This is a genomic window from Comamonas sp. MYb69 (assembly GCF_037479315.1).
In the GTDB taxonomy this organism is placed as follows: Bacteria; Pseudomonadota; Gammaproteobacteria; order Burkholderiales; family Burkholderiaceae_C; genus Comamonas.
In genome coordinates this window covers 153,198-168,756 of record NZ_JBBGZG010000013.1, presented here as the reverse complement: position 1 = coordinate 168,756, position 15,559 = coordinate 153,198, and the positions used below count along the sequence as shown (strand labels likewise).

Genomic DNA, 15,559 nt, shown 5'->3' with positions numbered 1-15,559 from the left:
ATGTCATTGTGTTTACGGACAAGCAGGCTGTCGCCTGCAGTGAATTGGCCGTTTACACAAAATTCTGCACACCCTCCTAAGATTCGGTAGAAATCGGTAACTTGGGCTTCTAAGCTTTGTACGTGGCCTTTCTCCTCGGAACTTAAGAAAAAGGTCATGTGAGTCCTGAGATGAAGGAACTTAGCTGCTCAAGACTGCTAAGGTGCGACACTCGCCTACACAACATTGGAATTAGCATGTCCGGCGCTTACATGATTTCCACACACTTGAATGTACCTTACGGCCCGATTGTGTCTACTCGGGATGTTGTTGTGTCGCTGCGAAATGGTCACTTTTCAGCAAGTACCAAAGAAGCAAACGACATACTTTCCGCTTTGTTCGTTGAGGTCTCCTGTGATCTCATCTTGCGCTGTGCTGGGGAAGTGGGCGCCTCTATATATTTAGTTGATCAGCTCTATCGAGAGTCTGTTCGACTAATTGGGCATCGCAACCCTGAGTGGGAAAAGCGCTATGCGCGGCTTTTGGCGGATGACAAGTTGCCAGTGAACTTGGTGCTAACTCAAGCAGGTTCCGATCAGTCTGGTTGAATGCTAGATTCCTAGACAATTTGCTTGGCTCATGAAGCTTTGCTCAAAAATCTACAGGCCTAGGAAAGATCTCGAGCCAGCGCCAGGTGATAGGTTCCATTGGGGCTCCCCTCAGGTTCTCGAGAGAAGGCTTCGATTTTGCAACCCTATTTCTTGAGGGATAACATCAATTCCTTTGGATTTGTGAACTTTATTTCATGATTGCCATCTCTATTCCGTTGCTCCAGCAGCGCTGCGAAGCCGTCATCGTCGACCTCGACGGCACCATGGTCGACACCATGGGGGACTTTGCCGAGGCGCTCAACCGCATGCTGGCCGATCTGCAGCTGCCGGCGATTGATGTGCGGACCATCGAGCCCATGGTAGGCAAGGGCTCGGAGCACTTGCTGCGGGCGGTGCTGACCCATGTGCTGGCCCAGGTGCACCAACCGATCGGCCAGCCGGTGCCGGCCACCGAGATCGACAACCGCTATGCCCAGGCCTGGGAGCGCTACCAGCACCACTACCTGGCCATCAATGGCCGCTTCTCCCGCGTGTATGACGGGGTGGAGAAGGGGCTGGCGCAATGGCGCGCCAAGGGGTTGAAGATGGCCTGCCTGACCAACAAGCCACTGTCCTTTGCCGAGCCGCTGCTGCGCGCCAAGGGGCTGCGCGACTATTTTGACCATGTGTTTGGCGGCGATTCCTTTGAGCGCAAGAAGCCCGATCCGCTGCCGCTGCTCAAGACCTGCGAGGCGCTGGGCAGCAAGCCGGCCCAGACCTTGATGGTGGGCGACAGCAGCAACGATGCCGAGGCGGCGCACAACGCGGGCTGCCCGGTGGTGCTGGTGAGCTACGGCTACAACCATGGCCAGCCGATCCGCCAGGTGGCGGCGACCGGCTATGTCGATGCGCTCAGTGAGCTGCAGGCCTGAGGTGCCTCGCCACCCAGACCGGTATTGAGAAGAGCAAGACGTGGACGGACTGCATTTGACCGCTGACCTGTACGACTGCCAGTGCCCTGCGGCCTGGCTGGTCGATGCGCAGGCGCTCGCTGCGCTGTGCAACCAGGCGGTGGCCGAGGCGGGGCTGACGCGCATGCATGACAGCTGGGTGCCGTTTCCCAGCCACAACGGCCAGCCCGGCGGCGTCACTGGCGTGGTGCTGCTGGCCGAGTCGCATGTGGCGATCCACACTTGGCCGGAGCTGGGCCATGTCACGCTCGATGTCTATGTTTGCAATTTCTCGGGCGACAACTCGGCCAAGGCGCAGCAGGTCGTCGATCGCTTGGTGGGCGCCTTGCAGCCTATGCGCTGCCAGCACCAGCGGCTGCAGCGGGGCAGTCTGCAGGCCAGCGGGGGGGCAACTGCCGGCTTGCCGCGCTGAAATCCCCCGTTTTCTGGTTAATCCCCGGTTTTCTGGTTTTTACACCGTCGTTTGCAGATTCGTTTGCTACACTAGGCGCCATGTTCATCCATCACGCAGTCATTACAGGTCGTTCCGACCGGGGAGCTTGGCCCTGGCGCAAGCCTGTATCTATGACTGTTTGACTGCCGCTGGGTAACACGCCCCAGCGTGCGCCCGAGGGCTGGTTGCAAGACCAGTCCACCAAAGATGAACTGCAGCGCACGATACGCACACATCCAGCGTGCGCTGCTCAAGCTGGGGATGGTTCTTCGTGATCACCGAACTCGAATTCAAAAGTCTGGCCAACCAAGGCTACAACCGCATTCCTCTCGTCGCAGAAGCGTTTGCGGATCTGGAAACCCCTCTGTCCCTGTACCTCAAGCTATGCCACACGCATGACGATGGCAAGCACAGCTTTTTGCTCGAATCCGTCGTCGGCGGCGAGCGTTTTGGCCGTTACAGTTTTATTGGTCTGCCCGCCCGCAGCCTGCTGCGCGCCAGCGGCTTTGGCGCCGAGGCCCGCACCGAGGTCGTCACCGATGGCCAGGTGGTCGAGACCCATGCGGGCAATCCGCTGGATTTCATTGCCGATTACCAAAAGCGCTTCAAGGTCGCGCTGTCGCCCGGCCTGCCGCGCTTTTGCGGCGGTCTGGCCGGCTATTTTGGCTATGACGCGGTGCGCTACATCGAGAAAAAGCTCGAGAACAGCTGCCCGCCCGACAGCCTGGGCACGCCCGACATCCTGCTGCTGCAGTGCGAAGAAGTCGCCGTCATCGACAACCTCTCGGGCAAGCTCTACCTGATCGTCTACGCCAACCCGGCCGAGGCCGAGGCCTATTCAAAGGCCAAGAAGCGCGTGCGCCAGCTCAAGGAGCAGCTGCGCTACTCGGTCAGCGTGCCGCAGATCAAGGCCGGTGACAGCTACCCTTCCGAGCGTAGCTTTGCGAAAGCCGATTACCTCCAGGCCGTGCTCGACGCCAAGGAGATGATTGCCGCGGGCGACTTCATGCAGGTGCAGGTGGGCCAGCGCATCCAGAAGCGCTACACGGAGAACCCGCTGTCGCTGTACCGCGCGCTGCGCTCGCTCAACCCCAGCCCCTATATGTACTACTACCACTTTGGCGATTTCCAGGTGGTGGGGGCCAGCCCCGAGATTCTGGTGCGCCAGGAGCAGGTCGAAGAAGGGCAGAAGATCACCATCCGCCCGCTGGCCGGCACCCGGCCGCGCGCGGCCACGCCAGAGAAAGACAAGGCCACCGAGCAGGAGCTGGTGAACGACCCCAAGGAGCGCGCCGAGCATGTGATGCTGATCGACCTGGCGCGCAACGACATCGGCCGCATTGCCAAGACTGGCTCGGTCAAGGTGACCGAGGCCTTTGCGGTCGAACGCTACAGCCATGTGATGCACATCGTCAGCAATGTCGAAGGCATCCTCCAGGACGGCATGACCAGCATGGATGTGCTCAAGGCCACCTTCCCGGCCGGCACCCTGTCGGGCGCACCCAAGGTGCATGCGATGGAGGTGATCGACCAGCTTGAACCGGTCAAGCGCGGCATTTACGGCGGCGCCTGCGGTTACCTGAGCTTTGCCGGCGACATGGACCTGGCCATTGCGATCCGCACCGGCGTCATCAAGGACGGCATGCTCTATGTGCAGGCTGCGGCCGGCGTGGTCGCAGACTCGGTGCCCGAGCTGGAGTGGAAAGAGACTGAACACAAGGCGCGCGCACTGTTGCGTGCCGCTGAACTCGTTGAGGAAGGACTGGAATGACCCGCGCTATCGACAAAGTAGAAGACTGCAACACCATGGCCGATGTGCGCCGCAATGTGAATGCGCTCGACGACATCCTGGTGCCTTTGCTGGTGGAGCGCGGCGGCTACATGACCCAGGCCGCCAAGGTCAAGAACAACCCCGAACTGGTGCGCGACGAAGAGCGCATCGAAACCATCGTTGCCCGCGTGCGTGAGCGCGCTGCGCTCGAAGGCGGCCAGCCCGATGTGATCGAGGCCATCTACCGCGCGATGATGGAGGCCTATATCGCCTACGAGCACCGCGAACTGGCCCGCCTGCAGGCGGGCGGCACACCCCGGGAGTGACGATGAAAAAACTGTTGATGGTCGATAACTACGACAGCTTCACCTACAACATCGTGCAGTACTTCGGTGAGCTGGGGGTAGAGGTCGTGGTGGTGCGCAATGACGAGACCTCGCTCGAGGCCATCGCTGCCCACCAGCCCGATTGGCTGGTCATCTCGCCCGGACCCTGCTCGCCGGCCGAAGCCGGTATCTCCATCGAGGCGATCCAGCACTTTGCTGGCAAGCTGCCGATTTTGGGCGTGTGCCTGGGCCACCAGGCCATTGGCGCGGCCTTTGGTGGCAAGGTGGTGCGGGCCGTGCAGCAAATGCATGGCAAGACCAGCGTGATCACGACCACGCAAGCCGGTGTGTTTGCCGATCTGCCCGCGCAGTTCACGGTCAACCGCTACCACTCGCTGGTGATCGAGCGCAGCAGCTGCCCCGATTGCCTGGAGGTGACTGCCACCAGTGAAGATAGCGAAATCCAGGGCGTGCGCCACAAGAGCCTGCCGATCCAGGGCGTGCAGTTCCACCCCGAGAGCATCCTCACCGAGCATGGCCATGCGATGCTGAAGAACTTTCTGGAGCAGCGCTGATGATCGAGCTGCACCAGTTGCTGATGTTCATGGCTGCTGGCTGGCTGCTCAACCTCACCCCAGGGCCGGACGTGTTCTACATGCTCAGCCATGCGGCGCGCCAGGGCTGGCGTGCCGGCCTGGTGGCCAGCGCCGGCATCACCGCCGGCTGCATGGTGCATGTGACGGCCGCTGCGCTGGGCGTCGGTGCCTTGCTGGCGGCCTCCGCCACGGCTTTTGGCGTGCTCAAGTGGCTGGGCGCGGCCTATCTGCTGTGGATGGGTGTGCAGATGCTGCGCAGCAAAAACAATAGCAAGCTGGTGGCACCTGCCGGTACGGAGCCGGTCTTGTCCGAGCCCGATACCAGCCTGGCGCGCATCTTCTGGGGCGGCTTCTGGACCAATGTGCTCAACCCCAAGGTCGCGATCTTCTTTCTGGCCTTTATTCCGCAGTTCATCGCCGCTGACTATGCCCACAAGAGCCTGGCCTTTGCTGCGCTGGGCCTGCTCTTCAACCTCAACGCCATACCCGTCAATGTGCTTTGGGTGGGGATGGGTGCTGGCATGGCGCGGCGCGCGGGCTGGCTGCGCCAGCGGCTGCACTGGCTCGACCGCGCGGCCGGCGCCATGTTCATTGGCTTTGGCCTCAAGCTGGCGCTGAGCGACAAGCCCGGTGCCTGACCTTCCCCCAGATACAGCGAGAACCTCCATGTCGATTACTCCCCAAGAAGCGCTGCAGCGCACCATCGAGCACCGCGAAATCTTCCACGACGAGATGCTGCACCTGATGCGCATCATCATGCAGGGCGAACTCTCCCCGGTGATGACCGCCGCCATCCTGACGGGCCTGCGCGTCAAGAAGGAAACCATTGGCGAGATCAGCGCCGCCGCCCAGGTGATGCGCGAGTTCTCCAACAAGGTCCATGTCGCTGATCGCCAGCACCTGGTCGACATCGTTGGCACCGGTGGCGATGGCGCCAATACCTTCAACATCTCGACCTGCTCGGTGTTTGTCATTGCCGCGGCTGGCGGCAAGGTCAGCAAGCATGGCGGGCGCAGCGTCTCCAGCAAATCGGGCAGTGCCGATGCAATGGAAGCGCTGGGCGTGAATATCCAGCTGAGCCCCGAGCAGATCGCCCAGAGCATTGCCGAGGTGGGCATCGGCTTCATGTTTGCGCCCAACCACCACCCGGCGATGAAGAACGTGGCCCCCGTGCGCAAGGAGCTGGGCGTGCGCACCATCTTCAATATCCTGGGCCCCTTGACCAACCCGGCCGGCGCACCCAATATCCTGATGGGCGTCTTCCACGAGGACCTCGTCGGTATCCAGGTGCGTGCGCTGCAGCGCCTGGGCGCCGAGCATGCGCTGGTGGTCTATGGCCGCGACGGCCTCGACGAAATCAGCCTGGGTGCCAGCACGCTGGTGGGCGAGCTCAAGGACGGCGTGGTGCGCGAATACGCGATCCATCCGGAAGACTTTGGTATCCAGATGGTGGGCACCCGCGCCTTCCGCGTGGACAATGCCGAGCAGTCCAAGGCCATGTTGATGGGTATTTTGCAAGGCGAGCTGGGCCCCGCCCGCGATATCGTCTGCCTCAACGCCGGCGCGGCACTCTATGCGGCCAATGTGGCCAGTTCGATCGAAGATGGCCTGCAGCGCGCCCGCGCCGCCATTGACAGCGGTGCGGCGCTGCAAAAACTGCAGGACCTGGTGGCGCTGACGCGCCAACTGGCCGCCTGAGCGGGCCGCCCTACACAAGGAAAACTATGTCCGATATTCTCAAAACCATCTGCGACGCCAAGCTTATCGAAGTGGCCGACGCCAAGAAGCGCATCCCCTTCGAGGCCATGCGCCGCGACGCCGAAAGCCGTGTGCTGACCCGTGACTTTGTCGGCGCGCTGCGCGCCAAGATCGCGCAAGGCCAGGCCGCCGTGATCGCCGAGGTGAAAAAGGCCAGCCCCAGCAAGGGCGTGATCCGTGCCGACTTTGACCCGGCCGACATTGCCCAGAGCTATATGGTGGGCGATGGCAAGACCAGCGCCGCCTGCCTGTCGGTGCTGACGGACCGCCAGTTCTTCCAGGGCGAGCCTGATTTTCTGAAGCAGGCCCGGGCCAGCACCTTGCTGCCGGTGCTGCGCAAGGATTTCATGGTCGATCCCTACCAGATCTATGAATCGCGGGCGATGGGCGCCGACTGCGTGCTGCTGATCGCCGCCTGCCTGGACGACGCCCAGATGGCCGAGATGGAGCAGATCGCACGCAGCCTGGACATGGCCGTGCTGGTTGAAGTGCATGACGGCGCCGAGCTGGCGCGTGCGCTCAAGCTCAAGACGCCGCTGATCGGTATCAACAACCGCAACCTGCGCAGCTTTGAAGTCAGCATCCAGACCACCCTGGATCTGCAAAAGCAGGTGCCTGCCGACCGCCTGCTGGTGACCGAGTCGGGCATTGCCAGCCCGGACGATGTCAAGACGCTGCGCGAGGCCGGCATCCACGCCTTCCTGGTGGGCGAGGCCTTTATGCGCGCCGATGAGCCGGGCGACGCACTGGCCAAGCTGTTCGCCTAAAGCAGCAAAGCAACCGGTAGCGGTGCAAGGCCGCTACTGCGCAGCGCGCGCCTTGGCCAGCTGGTCCTCAAACCAGCGCTGGCTGTGCGTTTCAGGCTGGCCGGGGCAACGCACCAGATAGGGCTTGCCCGACATGCTGCTTTGGCTGGCCGCACGCGCAATAAAGTCCTCGGCCGTGGGCGCCAATGCTCTTTTTTGCAGGTAGCTGTACTTGCGCTGCAAATGCGCGCTGGCCTCGCTGGCGCTGTACCACTGGCCATTGCGGGCAAATTCACAGCCCGACTGCTGCAAAGCCTTGAACAGCGCATGAATCTCGCGCTCGGTGGTGCTGGTGTCGCTGCTGCCGGTCTGCGCGCTCGCTGCCAGGCTGAGCAGCAAACAGGCGGTGGCCAGGGCCAGGCTCCATGGGTTTTGTCGGTAGGGCATAGCTTGTCATGGGATGGGGTGGATCTGGCAGCGCTTGCGCTGTGCTAGTATCAATTGCGAATAATTCCCATTTCTAAAATTTAAGAAGTGGGCATTTTGTCAGCCTCTCTCCCTTGATCTCAGGTTTGCGGCCCCCTGCCAAGCAGGGGAGGCGCCAGCCTGTTTGCCATTGTTTCCTATGAGTATCCATGATCGCATTGCACGCCGGACACCTTCTCCATTTTTACAACCGCTGCCGTCTTGTCTGCGGGGGCTCGCTGCCAGTGCAGCGCTGGTGCTGACCATGCTGAGTGGCTGCGCCAGTACGCCTGATCGGGTACCACCTGTCCAGTCCCTGGGTGTGGGGCAAACGGTGCAAGGCCAGTTGACCCCCGGCGCGCAGCAGCGCTGGCAACTCGATGCCCAGCAAGTGCCCGCGGGCAGCGTAGTGCGCGGCGAAGTCGATGGCAGCGGTGTGCAGCTGGATGTACAAGATGCCGCAGGCCGCCATGTGCGCCGCCTGCTGCGCAGCGATGGGGTGGGGGAAGGCTTTAGCTGGCAGGCCCAGGCGGGCCAGCAATTGGTGCTGCACTGGAATGCCCAGCCGGCCATCGCCTACAGCCGAAGTGGCACAGAGGCAGCCCCGCTCCCGGCACAGGCCAGGCCCGGCCATTACCGCATCGAGATTCAACGGGCCTGGGCGCCTCGCGCCGACCAGACGGTGGCCTTGCCCAACAAGCCGGTGCAAAGCCCGCGCCTGCAAGCCCTGGTAAGACAGCTGGCAGGCGGTGGCGATACCGCCGCCTTCTGGCACGAGATGGCCGACAGCGGCACCCCCCTGGTGGAGCCCTGGAGCGACAAGGAACGGCTCGTCACCTTTTTATGGCGGGGCGCGCAGCACAGCGTGCGCCTGTTTGGCAGCCCCTCGGGCAACCATGAATCGCTGCAGCGCCTGGGCAACTCGGATGTCTGGTGGAGCAGCTTTGTGATGCCCAGCGATGCGCGCCTGAGCTATGGCATGGCGCCCGATGTGCCCAATATCGAAGGCACGGCCATTGAGCAGCGCCGCAGCATTCTGGCGACCTTGCAGCGCGACCCCTTGAACCCGCGCAGCTGGGCCGCGTCGGACGATGGCGCTGCAGCGGTGGACCCATACCAGGGCCGCTCGGTACTGCAGCTGCCCGATGCGCCGGCGCAGCCCTGGTCGCAGCCGGCCAACGGGCCGTTGCCGGGCGATCTGCAGCGCCACTGGCTGCATTCGGCGGCCCTGGGTCATGGCCGTGATGTCTGGATCTACCGCCCGGCTAGCTGGGCCCAGGCCGCCCCGGAGCAGCGCGCCTTGCTGGTGCTGTTCGATGCCCATGCCTATCTGCGCCAGGTGCCCACGCCGCAGATCACCGAGCGGCTGCAGGCGCAGGGCTTGATCCCGGCCACGGCCGTGGTGCTGGTGGCCAATGCCAGCAGCGAGCTGCGCAATACCGAGCTGCCGCCCAACCCGGCGTTTGCCGATTTCATGGGCCTGCAGCTGATGCCCTGGCTGGCCACGCAAGGGCTGGATGTGCCCGCTGCGCGCACGGTGATTGCCGGCTCCAGCTATGGCGGGCTGGCATCGAGCTATATGGCGCTGCGCCATCCGGAGCGCTTTGGCAATGTGCTGAGCCTGTCGGGCTCCTACTGGTGGGCGCCGGAGGCTGAAGCGCCCAATGCGATGGCGCGCTGGTGGGCGGAAGCGCCCCGCAAGGACATCCGTTTTTACCTGGATGCGGGCCTCTACGAAAGCGCACGCGGCGGGCAGGCTGGCATTCTGGAGACCAGCCGCGAGCTGGGCGATGTGCTGCGCGCCCAGGGCTACCGCGTGACCCAGCGGGAGCACAGCACCGGCCACGACTATGTGCACTGGCAGGGCTCCATCGCCTGCGGCCTGGTGGCGCTGCTCAACCCCGCAGCACTGCCTAGGCAACAAGCCGTCTGCCAAGGGCGATAGTGCAGAGGCGCCCGCGCAGCGTGCACAATGCGGGCATGCAACTGACATCTGAAGCGCTCCATGACCACCAGGTGGCTGCCGGCTGGCAAGCCACGGTGGACCAATTCTTTGCAAGCTCCAAGGGCCAGCAGCTGTCGCAGTACCTGCAGCAGCGCCTGGACGAAGGCGCGGTGGTCTTCCCGCCCGAGCCGCTGCGCGCTCTGCGCCTGACCCCGCCCGAGAGCGTGCGCGTGGTCATCCTGGGGCAGGACCCCTACCACGGGCGCGGCCAGGCCGAGGGCCTGGCTTTTTCCGTGGCCTCCGGTGTGCGCCTGCCGCCATCGCTGCAGAACATCTTCAAGGAGATGCAGCGCGACCTGGGCGTGCCTTTTCCGCCTTTCCCCGATCCAGGCGGTAGCCTGGTCAAATGGGCCACCCATGGCGTGCTGCTGCTCAACACCTGTTTGACGGTGGAAGAAGGCCAGGCCGCCAGCCACAGTGGCAAGGGCTGGGAGCTGCTCACCGATGCGCTGATCCGCCAGGTGGCCGAGGGCGACAAGCCGGTGGTCTTCATGCTCTGGGGCAGCCATGCGCAAAGCAAGCGCGTGCTGATCCCGCAGGACCGGGGCCACCTGGTGCTGACCAGCAACCACCCCTCGCCGCTGTCGGCGCTGCGCCCACCGGTGCCCTTTATCGGCAATGGGCACTTCAGCCAGGCGCAGGCGTTTCGCAAGCAGCTGGGTCTGTAAGAACCTGTTTTAGCGCGGGCCCGGCAGCGCCTGCAGCTCCTGCACCAGCAGCCCCAAAAAGGCCTGGGCGGCGGCGGGCAGCTGGCGGCCCGCCAGGGTTTGCACCTCGATATCGCGCAGGTCCAGGCCGGCATCGGTCAAGGGGCGGGCCACCAGGCTGCCCGCTGCCAGCATATGGCGAACCCCCACTTCGCTGGAGACGGTCACGCCCCCGCCATGCAGCGCAAAATTGAGCAAGGTCTTGGCATGGTTGGTCGTCAGCACCGGGTCCAGCTGCAGGCCCTGGCGGCTGCAGGCCAGGTCGATCATCTGGCGGATCGCTGTCTCGGCCGGCGGCAAGGCGAGCGGATGCCGGGCCAGCTCGGCCAGGGTGAGCGATGCCTGGCTTGCCAGCACATGGCCGGGCGGCAACACCGCCAGCACCGGCGCGCTTTGGCGGTGCACCACGGCAATGTTCTTGAGCGGCGAGATGCTGAATCGCAGGCCAATATCGGCCTCGCCGGCCAGCAGCTTGGCCGAGACCTGCAATGTCGGCACCATGCTCACCTCAAACCTGAGGCCCGGGTGGCGGCGCGCAAAAGCCACGCAGGCCTGGGGCAGCAGCTCATTGGCAAAGGCATCCGAGGTGGCGATGCGCACCAGACCGGCGCGCAGGCTGTCGAGCGCATGGATGGCATCGATGGCCTGCTCGGCATCGAGGCTGATGCGGCGCGCTAGCTCGGCCAGGATCTGCCCGGCGGCGGTGGGCTGCATGCCGCGCGCATGGCGCTCGAACAGCGCCGTGCCCAGCTGGGCCTCCAGCCCGCTGATCTGGCGGCTGACGGCCGAGCTGGCCACATGCAGGCGCAAGGATGCGGCGCTGACCGAGCCGCACTGCACCACCTCGTGGAAGTAGCGCAGCGCGGTGTCCTGTAGATGGGTAGGCGGGCGGTGGGGCATGGTGGTATTGCGCAAATGAATGGTCTAAGCATAAACCCATTGCCGTATCGGCAAACCTACCTTGCCAAATCGGTGGTGGTGTCGGTTGTCACAGGCTTTTAATATGCAAGGCTTCACGCAGGCGCCTTTGCCCCAGCGCGCATGGCACACCCGCCATGGGCGCAAAGAACCGGTTGTTCTGGCCCGCGCCACAAGCGCAGAGTGCTTCGCAGATGTTTTGCAACACGCTTACCACCATGCCAACTACCTCTTCTCTTTTCTCTCGCATGCCTGGCCGCCGGCCACTGCTCGCCGGCCTGGTGGCTGGCACGGCGCTGGCTGTGCTGTCCCCGTTTGCCGCTGCGCAGGGCGGCACATGGCCTGAGCGCGCTATCCGCGTCATCGTGCCCTTTCCGCCCAGCGGCGCGACCGATCTGGTGGCCCGCGTGGTGGCGCAAAAGGTGTCACAGGAGCTGGGCCAGTCGCTGGTGATCGACAACCGCCCGGGGGCGGGCGGCACCATCGGCACGGCCGAGGCTGCCAAGGCCAGCGCTGATGGCTACACCTTGCTGTTCACCACCAGCAGCACCCATGCGATCTCGCCGCACCTGATGCCCAAGCTGGCCTACCGCGCGGACAAGGACTTCACGCCGATCGCCCATGTGGCCGATGCGGCCAGCGTGCTGCTGGTCACCAACTCGCTGCCGGTCAAGACCGTGCAGGAGCTAATCAGCTATGCCAAGGCCAACCCCGGCAAGCTGAACTACGCCACCAGCGGCAATGGAACCATCGTGCACCTGAACACCGCTGCCTTTGCGGCCCAGGCGGGCATCACCCTGACCCATGTGCCCTACAAGGGCACGGCCCAGTCGATCAGCGATCTGGCCACCGGCCAGGTGCATCTGCTGTTTGACTCCATCCCCACCGGCATGCCCCATGTGGCCAGCGGCCGCCTGCGTGCGCTAGCCGTCACCAGCGCCGAGCGCACCCAGCTTGCGCCCCAGCTGCCCACGGTGGCTGAATCTGGTCTGCCCGGCTATTCGTCGGTGACCTGGTTTGGCGTCTATGCGCCGGCGGGCCTCAAGCCCGAGCTGACCGCCAAGATCAATGCCGCCTTCAACAAGGCCATGCAAAATCCCGATGTGGTGGCCAGCCTGGCCAAGCTGGGCGCCGATGTGGCCAAGCCTGGTACGCCTGCGCAGTTTGCGGACTTGGTGAAGGCCGACAGCGCGCGCTGGGCCAAGGTGATCCAGGACAACCACATCACGCTCGAATAAGCCTTGCCACCACCAGACCGGGGCGGTCGTTGCCGCCCCGGCTGCCCTCCCGATTGCATTCAGAAAGACAAGACATGACCACCGTGAAAGACTGGGCCCAGCCCTATGCCTCGCAGCGCTCGCCCATCCTGGGCCGCAATGTGGTGAGCACCTCGCAACCACTGGCCGCGCAAGCGGGCCTGCGCATGCTGCAAGCAGGCGGCAATGCGGTGGATGCGGCGCTGGCCGCGGCGATGACCTTGACGGTGGTGGAGCCCACGGGCTGCGGCATTGGCAGCGATGCCTTCGCGATTGTCTGGGACGGCCAGGAGCTGCATGGCCTGAACGCCTCGGGCCGCGCGCCAGCGGGCTGGACGCCGGAGTACTTCGACAAGCTCGGCGGTATCCCGGAAAAAGGCTGGAATGCGGTCACCGTGCCTGGCGTGGTCTCCGGCTGGGTGGAGCTGTCCAAGCGCTTTGGCAAGCTGCCTTTTGCGCAGGTGGCGCAACCGGCGATCAACTATGCGCGCCACGGCTTTGCGGTATCGCCCACGATTGCCAAGCTCTGGGCACTGGGCCTGGCCAAGCTGGGCGACCAGCCCGGTTTCAAGGAATGCTTTGCGCCGGGCGGCCAGGCACCGCAGGCGGGCAGCTGGTTCCTAAGCGAGGCCCATGCCCGCACCCTGGAAGAGATTGCCGAGACCCTGGGTGAATCCTTTTACCGGGGCGCGCTGGCGCAAAAAATGGCGGCGCACAGCCAGGCCAACGGCGGCGTGATGACGGCCGAGGACCTGGCCGCCCACCGCTGCGACTGGGTGGGCACGGTGGCCCAGCCCTTTGGCGACTCGGTGGTGCATGAGATTCCGCCCAATGGCCAGGGCATTGCCGCGCTGATCGCGCTGGGCCTGCTCGATGCCATCGGCATGGGCGACCAGCCGCTGGACAGTGCCGAGACCGTGCACCTGCAGATCGAGGCGATGAAGCTGGCGTTGGCCGACCTGGCCCAGTACAACGCCGATATCGACCATATGCGTGTCCACCCCCAGCAAGACCTGCTGAACTCCGCCTACCTGGCCGAGCGCGCCCAGCTGATCGACCGCAGCAAGGCCAGCGTCGCCCGCTATGGCGCGCCCAAGCCGGGCGGCACGGTCTATCTGACGGCCTGCGACGAGAGCGGCATGATGGTGTCCTTCATCCAGTCCAACTACATGGGTTTTGGCTCGGGCGTGGTCGTGCCGGGCACCGGCATCAGCCTGCAAAACCGGGGGGCGGGATTTACCACCGAGGCGGGCCACGCCAACCAGGTGGCGCCGGGCAAGCGTCCTTCGCACACCATCATCCCCGCCTTTGCGATGCATGCCGATGGCACCCCGCAGATGGCCTTTGGCGTGATGGGCGGCCCCATGCAAAGCCAGGGCCATGTGCAGATGGCCGTGCGCGTGCTGCGCTATGGCCAGAACCCGCAAGCCGCTGCAGATGCACCGCGCTGGCGCGTAACCGGTGGCAACCAGGTCTCCGTCGAGCTGGGCTTTGACCCGCAGGTGATTGCCGCATTGCGCGCGCTGGGCCATGAAGTGACCATCGAAGAAGGCCATGGCGTGTTCGCCTTTGGCGGTGCGCAGCTGATCCTGCGCGAAGGCGGGCACTATGTGGCCGGCTCCGATCCGCGCAAGGATGGCCAGGCGGTTGCCTACTGACGCGCAGACAGAGCCCTAAACACACCCAGGGCGCCACCGGACTGGTTTCGGTGGCGCTTTTTTTGCGTCGGTATGCGCCCGCCGGGATCAGCGTGATTCGCGCACCGACAGCCAGGCGCTGAGCGCGCCGCCCAGTGCAATCGCGACCATGCCCAGCACCGCCCAGTGGTCGGGGATATGGCCATACAGCAGCCAGCCCGAGAACACGGCAAAGGGGATCTGGCTGTAGAGAAAGGGCGATATCGTGGCCGGCTTGGCATGCTCATAGGCCTTGAGCAGCATCAGGTGGCCAATGGTGCTGCCCACGCCCATGGCGAGCGCCGCCAGCCACAGCGCGGTGGTGCTGGGCATTTGCCAGAACCAGGGCAGGCTGGCGCTGGTCAGCACCAGCGCCAGCAAGCTGGTGTAGATCTGGGTGGTCACCGGCCGCTCCCGGCCGGCCATCTGGCTGCTGACGATCTGGTAGGCGGTGTTGGCTGCCAGCTGCAGCGCCGGCCAGATGAGCGCGCCGCCGCTGAAATTGGCACTGCCCGGGCGGATGATGACCACGGTGCCCAGAAATCCCATGGCCACCAGCACCCAGCGCAGCGGGCTGACGGGCTGCTTGAGCCACAGCGCCGCCACCAGGGTCATCGCCAGCGGCGTCATTGCGACGACGGCCGTGAACTCGGCCAGCGGCAGGTAGCGCAGGCTCATCATTGCGCAGGCATTGCTGCCGCAAAACAGCGCGGCGCGCACCACCTGGAAGCGCGGATGGCTGGTGTGGAACGCCGCACTGCCGTATTGGTAGACGCCCCAGCCGACGGTGAACACCGATTGCAATACATAGCGCAGCCACAGCGCCATCAAGAGCGGCAACAGCGCCCCCGCGTATTTGGAGCCGGTATCGAGCAGGCAGAAACAGGCGCAGGCAAACACCGTCAGCACAATGCCGGTGAGGGCCGAGCCTTCACCAGGGCGGCGCGGGGGCGGGGTGCGGGTCGTCTCGGGCAGGCGGGCGGCGCTGTCCGCGGCAAGGGCAGGGGGGCTTATCAGGCCTTTGCCGGGTGGGGCAGAGGCAGTGGCAGGGGCTGTCGGGGGAGTCACGCGGGCAGGGGCACCATGCGGCGGCCGGTCTCCTGCGGAGTCGAAGGGCTGGCTTGGTGTGGCTCCATTGTAGAAAGCGGATGTCCGCTGGGGGCCCCGGCGTGGCGCTGTGGCTGCAGTTTTTGCGCCCCACTGTCCGATCAGGGACAGTCCGGCGGCTGCTGGATCCTTCTGCGGGTTTGTACCCGCCTTGAACCGAGGGGAACAAAACAGCGTGTTACCATTCAAATGAGAACGATTCGCAAATGTGTCAGTTGTGTAAAGCCTCCGGGCGCAGCAGCTTGGCAGGCATCA

16 protein-coding genes are annotated in these 15,559 nt (G+C 64.4%); 13 read left to right on the top strand and 3 right to left on the bottom strand.

Going from position 1 to position 15,559, the window contains the following annotated elements; translation table 11 throughout:
* The first annotated feature begins 236 nt into the window (after window positions 1-236).
* The 9 genes from WH303_RS18125 (at window position 237) to trpC (ending at window position 7,191) form a co-directional block, all read left to right on the top strand.
* Window positions 237-587: a hypothetical protein gene (locus WH303_RS18125; protein ID WP_339520158.1), complete on the top strand. Its 351-nt coding sequence runs from the start codon at window positions 237-239 to the stop codon at window positions 585-587.
* 197 nt (window positions 588-784) lie between these two features.
* Window positions 785-1,501 (top strand): phosphoglycolate phosphatase, encoded by a 717-nt coding sequence (gph, locus tag WH303_RS18120; protein WP_339520157.1) that lies wholly within the window; start codon window positions 785-787, stop codon window positions 1,499-1,501.
* Between the two features lie 40 nt (window positions 1,502-1,541).
* The gene (gene speD / locus WH303_RS18115; RefSeq protein ID WP_339520156.1) at window positions 1,542-1,952 is read left to right on the top strand and encodes an adenosylmethionine decarboxylase; all 411 of its coding nucleotides are present in this window, start codon (window positions 1,542-1,544) and stop codon (window positions 1,950-1,952) included.
* A 292-nt stretch (window positions 1,953-2,244) separates the two neighbouring features.
* Window positions 2,245-3,744 (top strand): anthranilate synthase component I, encoded by a 1,500-nt coding sequence (trpE, locus tag WH303_RS18110; RefSeq protein WP_339520154.1) that lies wholly within the window; start codon window positions 2,245-2,247, stop codon window positions 3,742-3,744.
* On the top strand, window positions 3,741-4,070 hold the full coding sequence (locus WH303_RS18105; protein ID WP_021025706.1) for a chorismate mutase: 330 nt from the start codon (window positions 3,741-3,743) through the stop codon (window positions 4,068-4,070). The genes trpE and WH303_RS18105 overlap by 4 nt, the downstream gene beginning before the upstream one ends.
* Before the next feature lie 2 nt (window positions 4,071-4,072).
* A complete protein-coding gene (locus WH303_RS18100; RefSeq protein WP_339520152.1) occupies window positions 4,073-4,645 on the top strand; it encodes an anthranilate synthase component II in 573 nt (190 codons plus the stop codon).
* The gene (locus WH303_RS18095) at window positions 4,645-5,304 is read left to right on the top strand and encodes a LysE family translocator (protein WP_339520151.1); all 660 of its coding nucleotides are present in this window, start codon (window positions 4,645-4,647) and stop codon (window positions 5,302-5,304) included. Before WH303_RS18100 ends, WH303_RS18095 begins: the two co-directional genes overlap by 1 nt.
* Window positions 5,305-5,332: 28 nt before the next feature.
* Complete coding sequence (gene trpD, locus WH303_RS18090; RefSeq protein WP_339520150.1) at window positions 5,333-6,364, top strand: anthranilate phosphoribosyltransferase; 1,032 nt, start codon at window positions 5,333-5,335, stop codon at window positions 6,362-6,364.
* A 26-nt stretch (window positions 6,365-6,390) separates the two neighbouring features.
* Entirely contained in the window at window positions 6,391-7,191 is an 801-nt protein-coding gene (gene trpC, locus WH303_RS18085) for an indole-3-glycerol phosphate synthase TrpC (RefSeq protein ID WP_339520148.1), read from the top strand.
* Between the two features lie 33 nt (window positions 7,192-7,224).
* Here the strand turns inward: trpC and WH303_RS18080 are convergent, their stop codons facing one another.
* A complete protein-coding gene (locus WH303_RS18080; RefSeq protein ID WP_339520146.1) occupies window positions 7,225-7,617 on the bottom strand; it encodes a YfeK family protein in 393 nt (130 codons plus the stop codon).
* Window positions 7,618-7,795: 178 nt separating this feature from the next.
* Between WH303_RS18080 and WH303_RS18075 the strand changes: the two genes are divergently transcribed.
* Window positions 7,796-9,580 carry an enterochelin esterase domain-containing protein gene (locus tag WH303_RS18075; protein WP_339520144.1) on the top strand — a complete coding sequence of 595 codons (1,785 nt, stop codon included), beginning with the start codon at window positions 7,796-7,798 and terminating at the stop codon, window positions 9,578-9,580.
* A gap of 35 nt (window positions 9,581-9,615) precedes the next feature.
* A complete protein-coding gene (locus WH303_RS18070) occupies window positions 9,616-10,308 on the top strand; it encodes a uracil-DNA glycosylase (protein WP_339520143.1) in 693 nt (230 codons plus the stop codon).
* Window positions 10,309-10,317: 9 nt separating this feature from the next.
* On the opposite strand, the gene WH303_RS18065 is transcribed toward WH303_RS18070, so the two are convergent.
* Window positions 10,318-11,247: a LysR family transcriptional regulator gene (locus WH303_RS18065; RefSeq protein ID WP_339520142.1), complete on the bottom strand. Its 930-nt coding sequence runs from the start codon at window positions 11,245-11,247 to the stop codon at window positions 10,318-10,320.
* A 266-nt stretch (window positions 11,248-11,513) separates the two neighbouring features.
* On the opposite strand from WH303_RS18065, the gene WH303_RS18060 reads away from it, so the two are divergent.
* Complete coding sequence (locus tag WH303_RS18060) at window positions 11,514-12,503, top strand: Bug family tripartite tricarboxylate transporter substrate binding protein (protein WP_021028287.1); 990 nt, start codon at window positions 11,514-11,516, stop codon at window positions 12,501-12,503.
* Window positions 12,504-12,577: 74 nt separating this feature from the next.
* Window positions 12,578-14,179 (top strand): gamma-glutamyltransferase family protein, encoded by a 1,602-nt coding sequence (locus WH303_RS18055; RefSeq protein ID WP_339520141.1) that lies wholly within the window; start codon window positions 12,578-12,580, stop codon window positions 14,177-14,179.
* An 87-nt stretch (window positions 14,180-14,266) separates the two neighbouring features.
* Here the strand turns inward: WH303_RS18055 and WH303_RS18050 are convergent, their stop codons facing one another.
* A complete protein-coding gene (locus WH303_RS18050) occupies window positions 14,267-15,172 on the bottom strand; it encodes a DMT family transporter (RefSeq protein WP_339520165.1) in 906 nt (301 codons plus the stop codon).
* Between the last annotated feature and the right edge of the window lie 387 nt (window positions 15,173-15,559).

Coding starts and splice junctions, on each gene's coding strand:
- WH303_RS18125 (WP_339520158.1), top strand. CDS start 237: ATGTCCGGCGCTTACATGATTTCCACACACTTGAATGTACCTTACGGC.
- gph (WP_339520157.1), top strand. CDS start 785: ATGATTGCCATCTCTATTCCGTTGCTCCAGCAGCGCTGCGAAGCCGTC.
- WH303_RS18105 (WP_021025706.1), top strand. CDS start 3,741: ATGACCCGCGCTATCGACAAAGTAGAAGACTGCAACACCATGGCCGAT.
- WH303_RS18100 (WP_339520152.1), top strand. CDS start 4,073: ATGAAAAAACTGTTGATGGTCGATAACTACGACAGCTTCACCTACAAC.
- WH303_RS18095 (WP_339520151.1), top strand. CDS start 4,645: ATGATCGAGCTGCACCAGTTGCTGATGTTCATGGCTGCTGGCTGGCTG.
- trpD (WP_339520150.1), top strand. CDS start 5,333: ATGTCGATTACTCCCCAAGAAGCGCTGCAGCGCACCATCGAGCACCGC.
- trpC (WP_339520148.1), top strand. CDS start 6,391: ATGTCCGATATTCTCAAAACCATCTGCGACGCCAAGCTTATCGAAGTG.
- WH303_RS18080 (WP_339520146.1), bottom strand. CDS start 7,617: ATGCCCTACCGACAAAACCCATGGAGCCTGGCCCTGGCCACCGCCTGT.
- WH303_RS18075 (WP_339520144.1), top strand. CDS start 7,796: ATGAGTATCCATGATCGCATTGCACGCCGGACACCTTCTCCATTTTTA.
- WH303_RS18070 (WP_339520143.1), top strand. CDS start 9,616: ATGCAACTGACATCTGAAGCGCTCCATGACCACCAGGTGGCTGCCGGC.
- WH303_RS18065 (WP_339520142.1), bottom strand. CDS start 11,247: ATGCCCCACCGCCCGCCTACCCATCTACAGGACACCGCGCTGCGCTAC.
- WH303_RS18060 (WP_021028287.1), top strand. CDS start 11,514: ATGCCTGGCCGCCGGCCACTGCTCGCCGGCCTGGTGGCTGGCACGGCG.
- WH303_RS18055 (WP_339520141.1), top strand. CDS start 12,578: ATGACCACCGTGAAAGACTGGGCCCAGCCCTATGCCTCGCAGCGCTCG.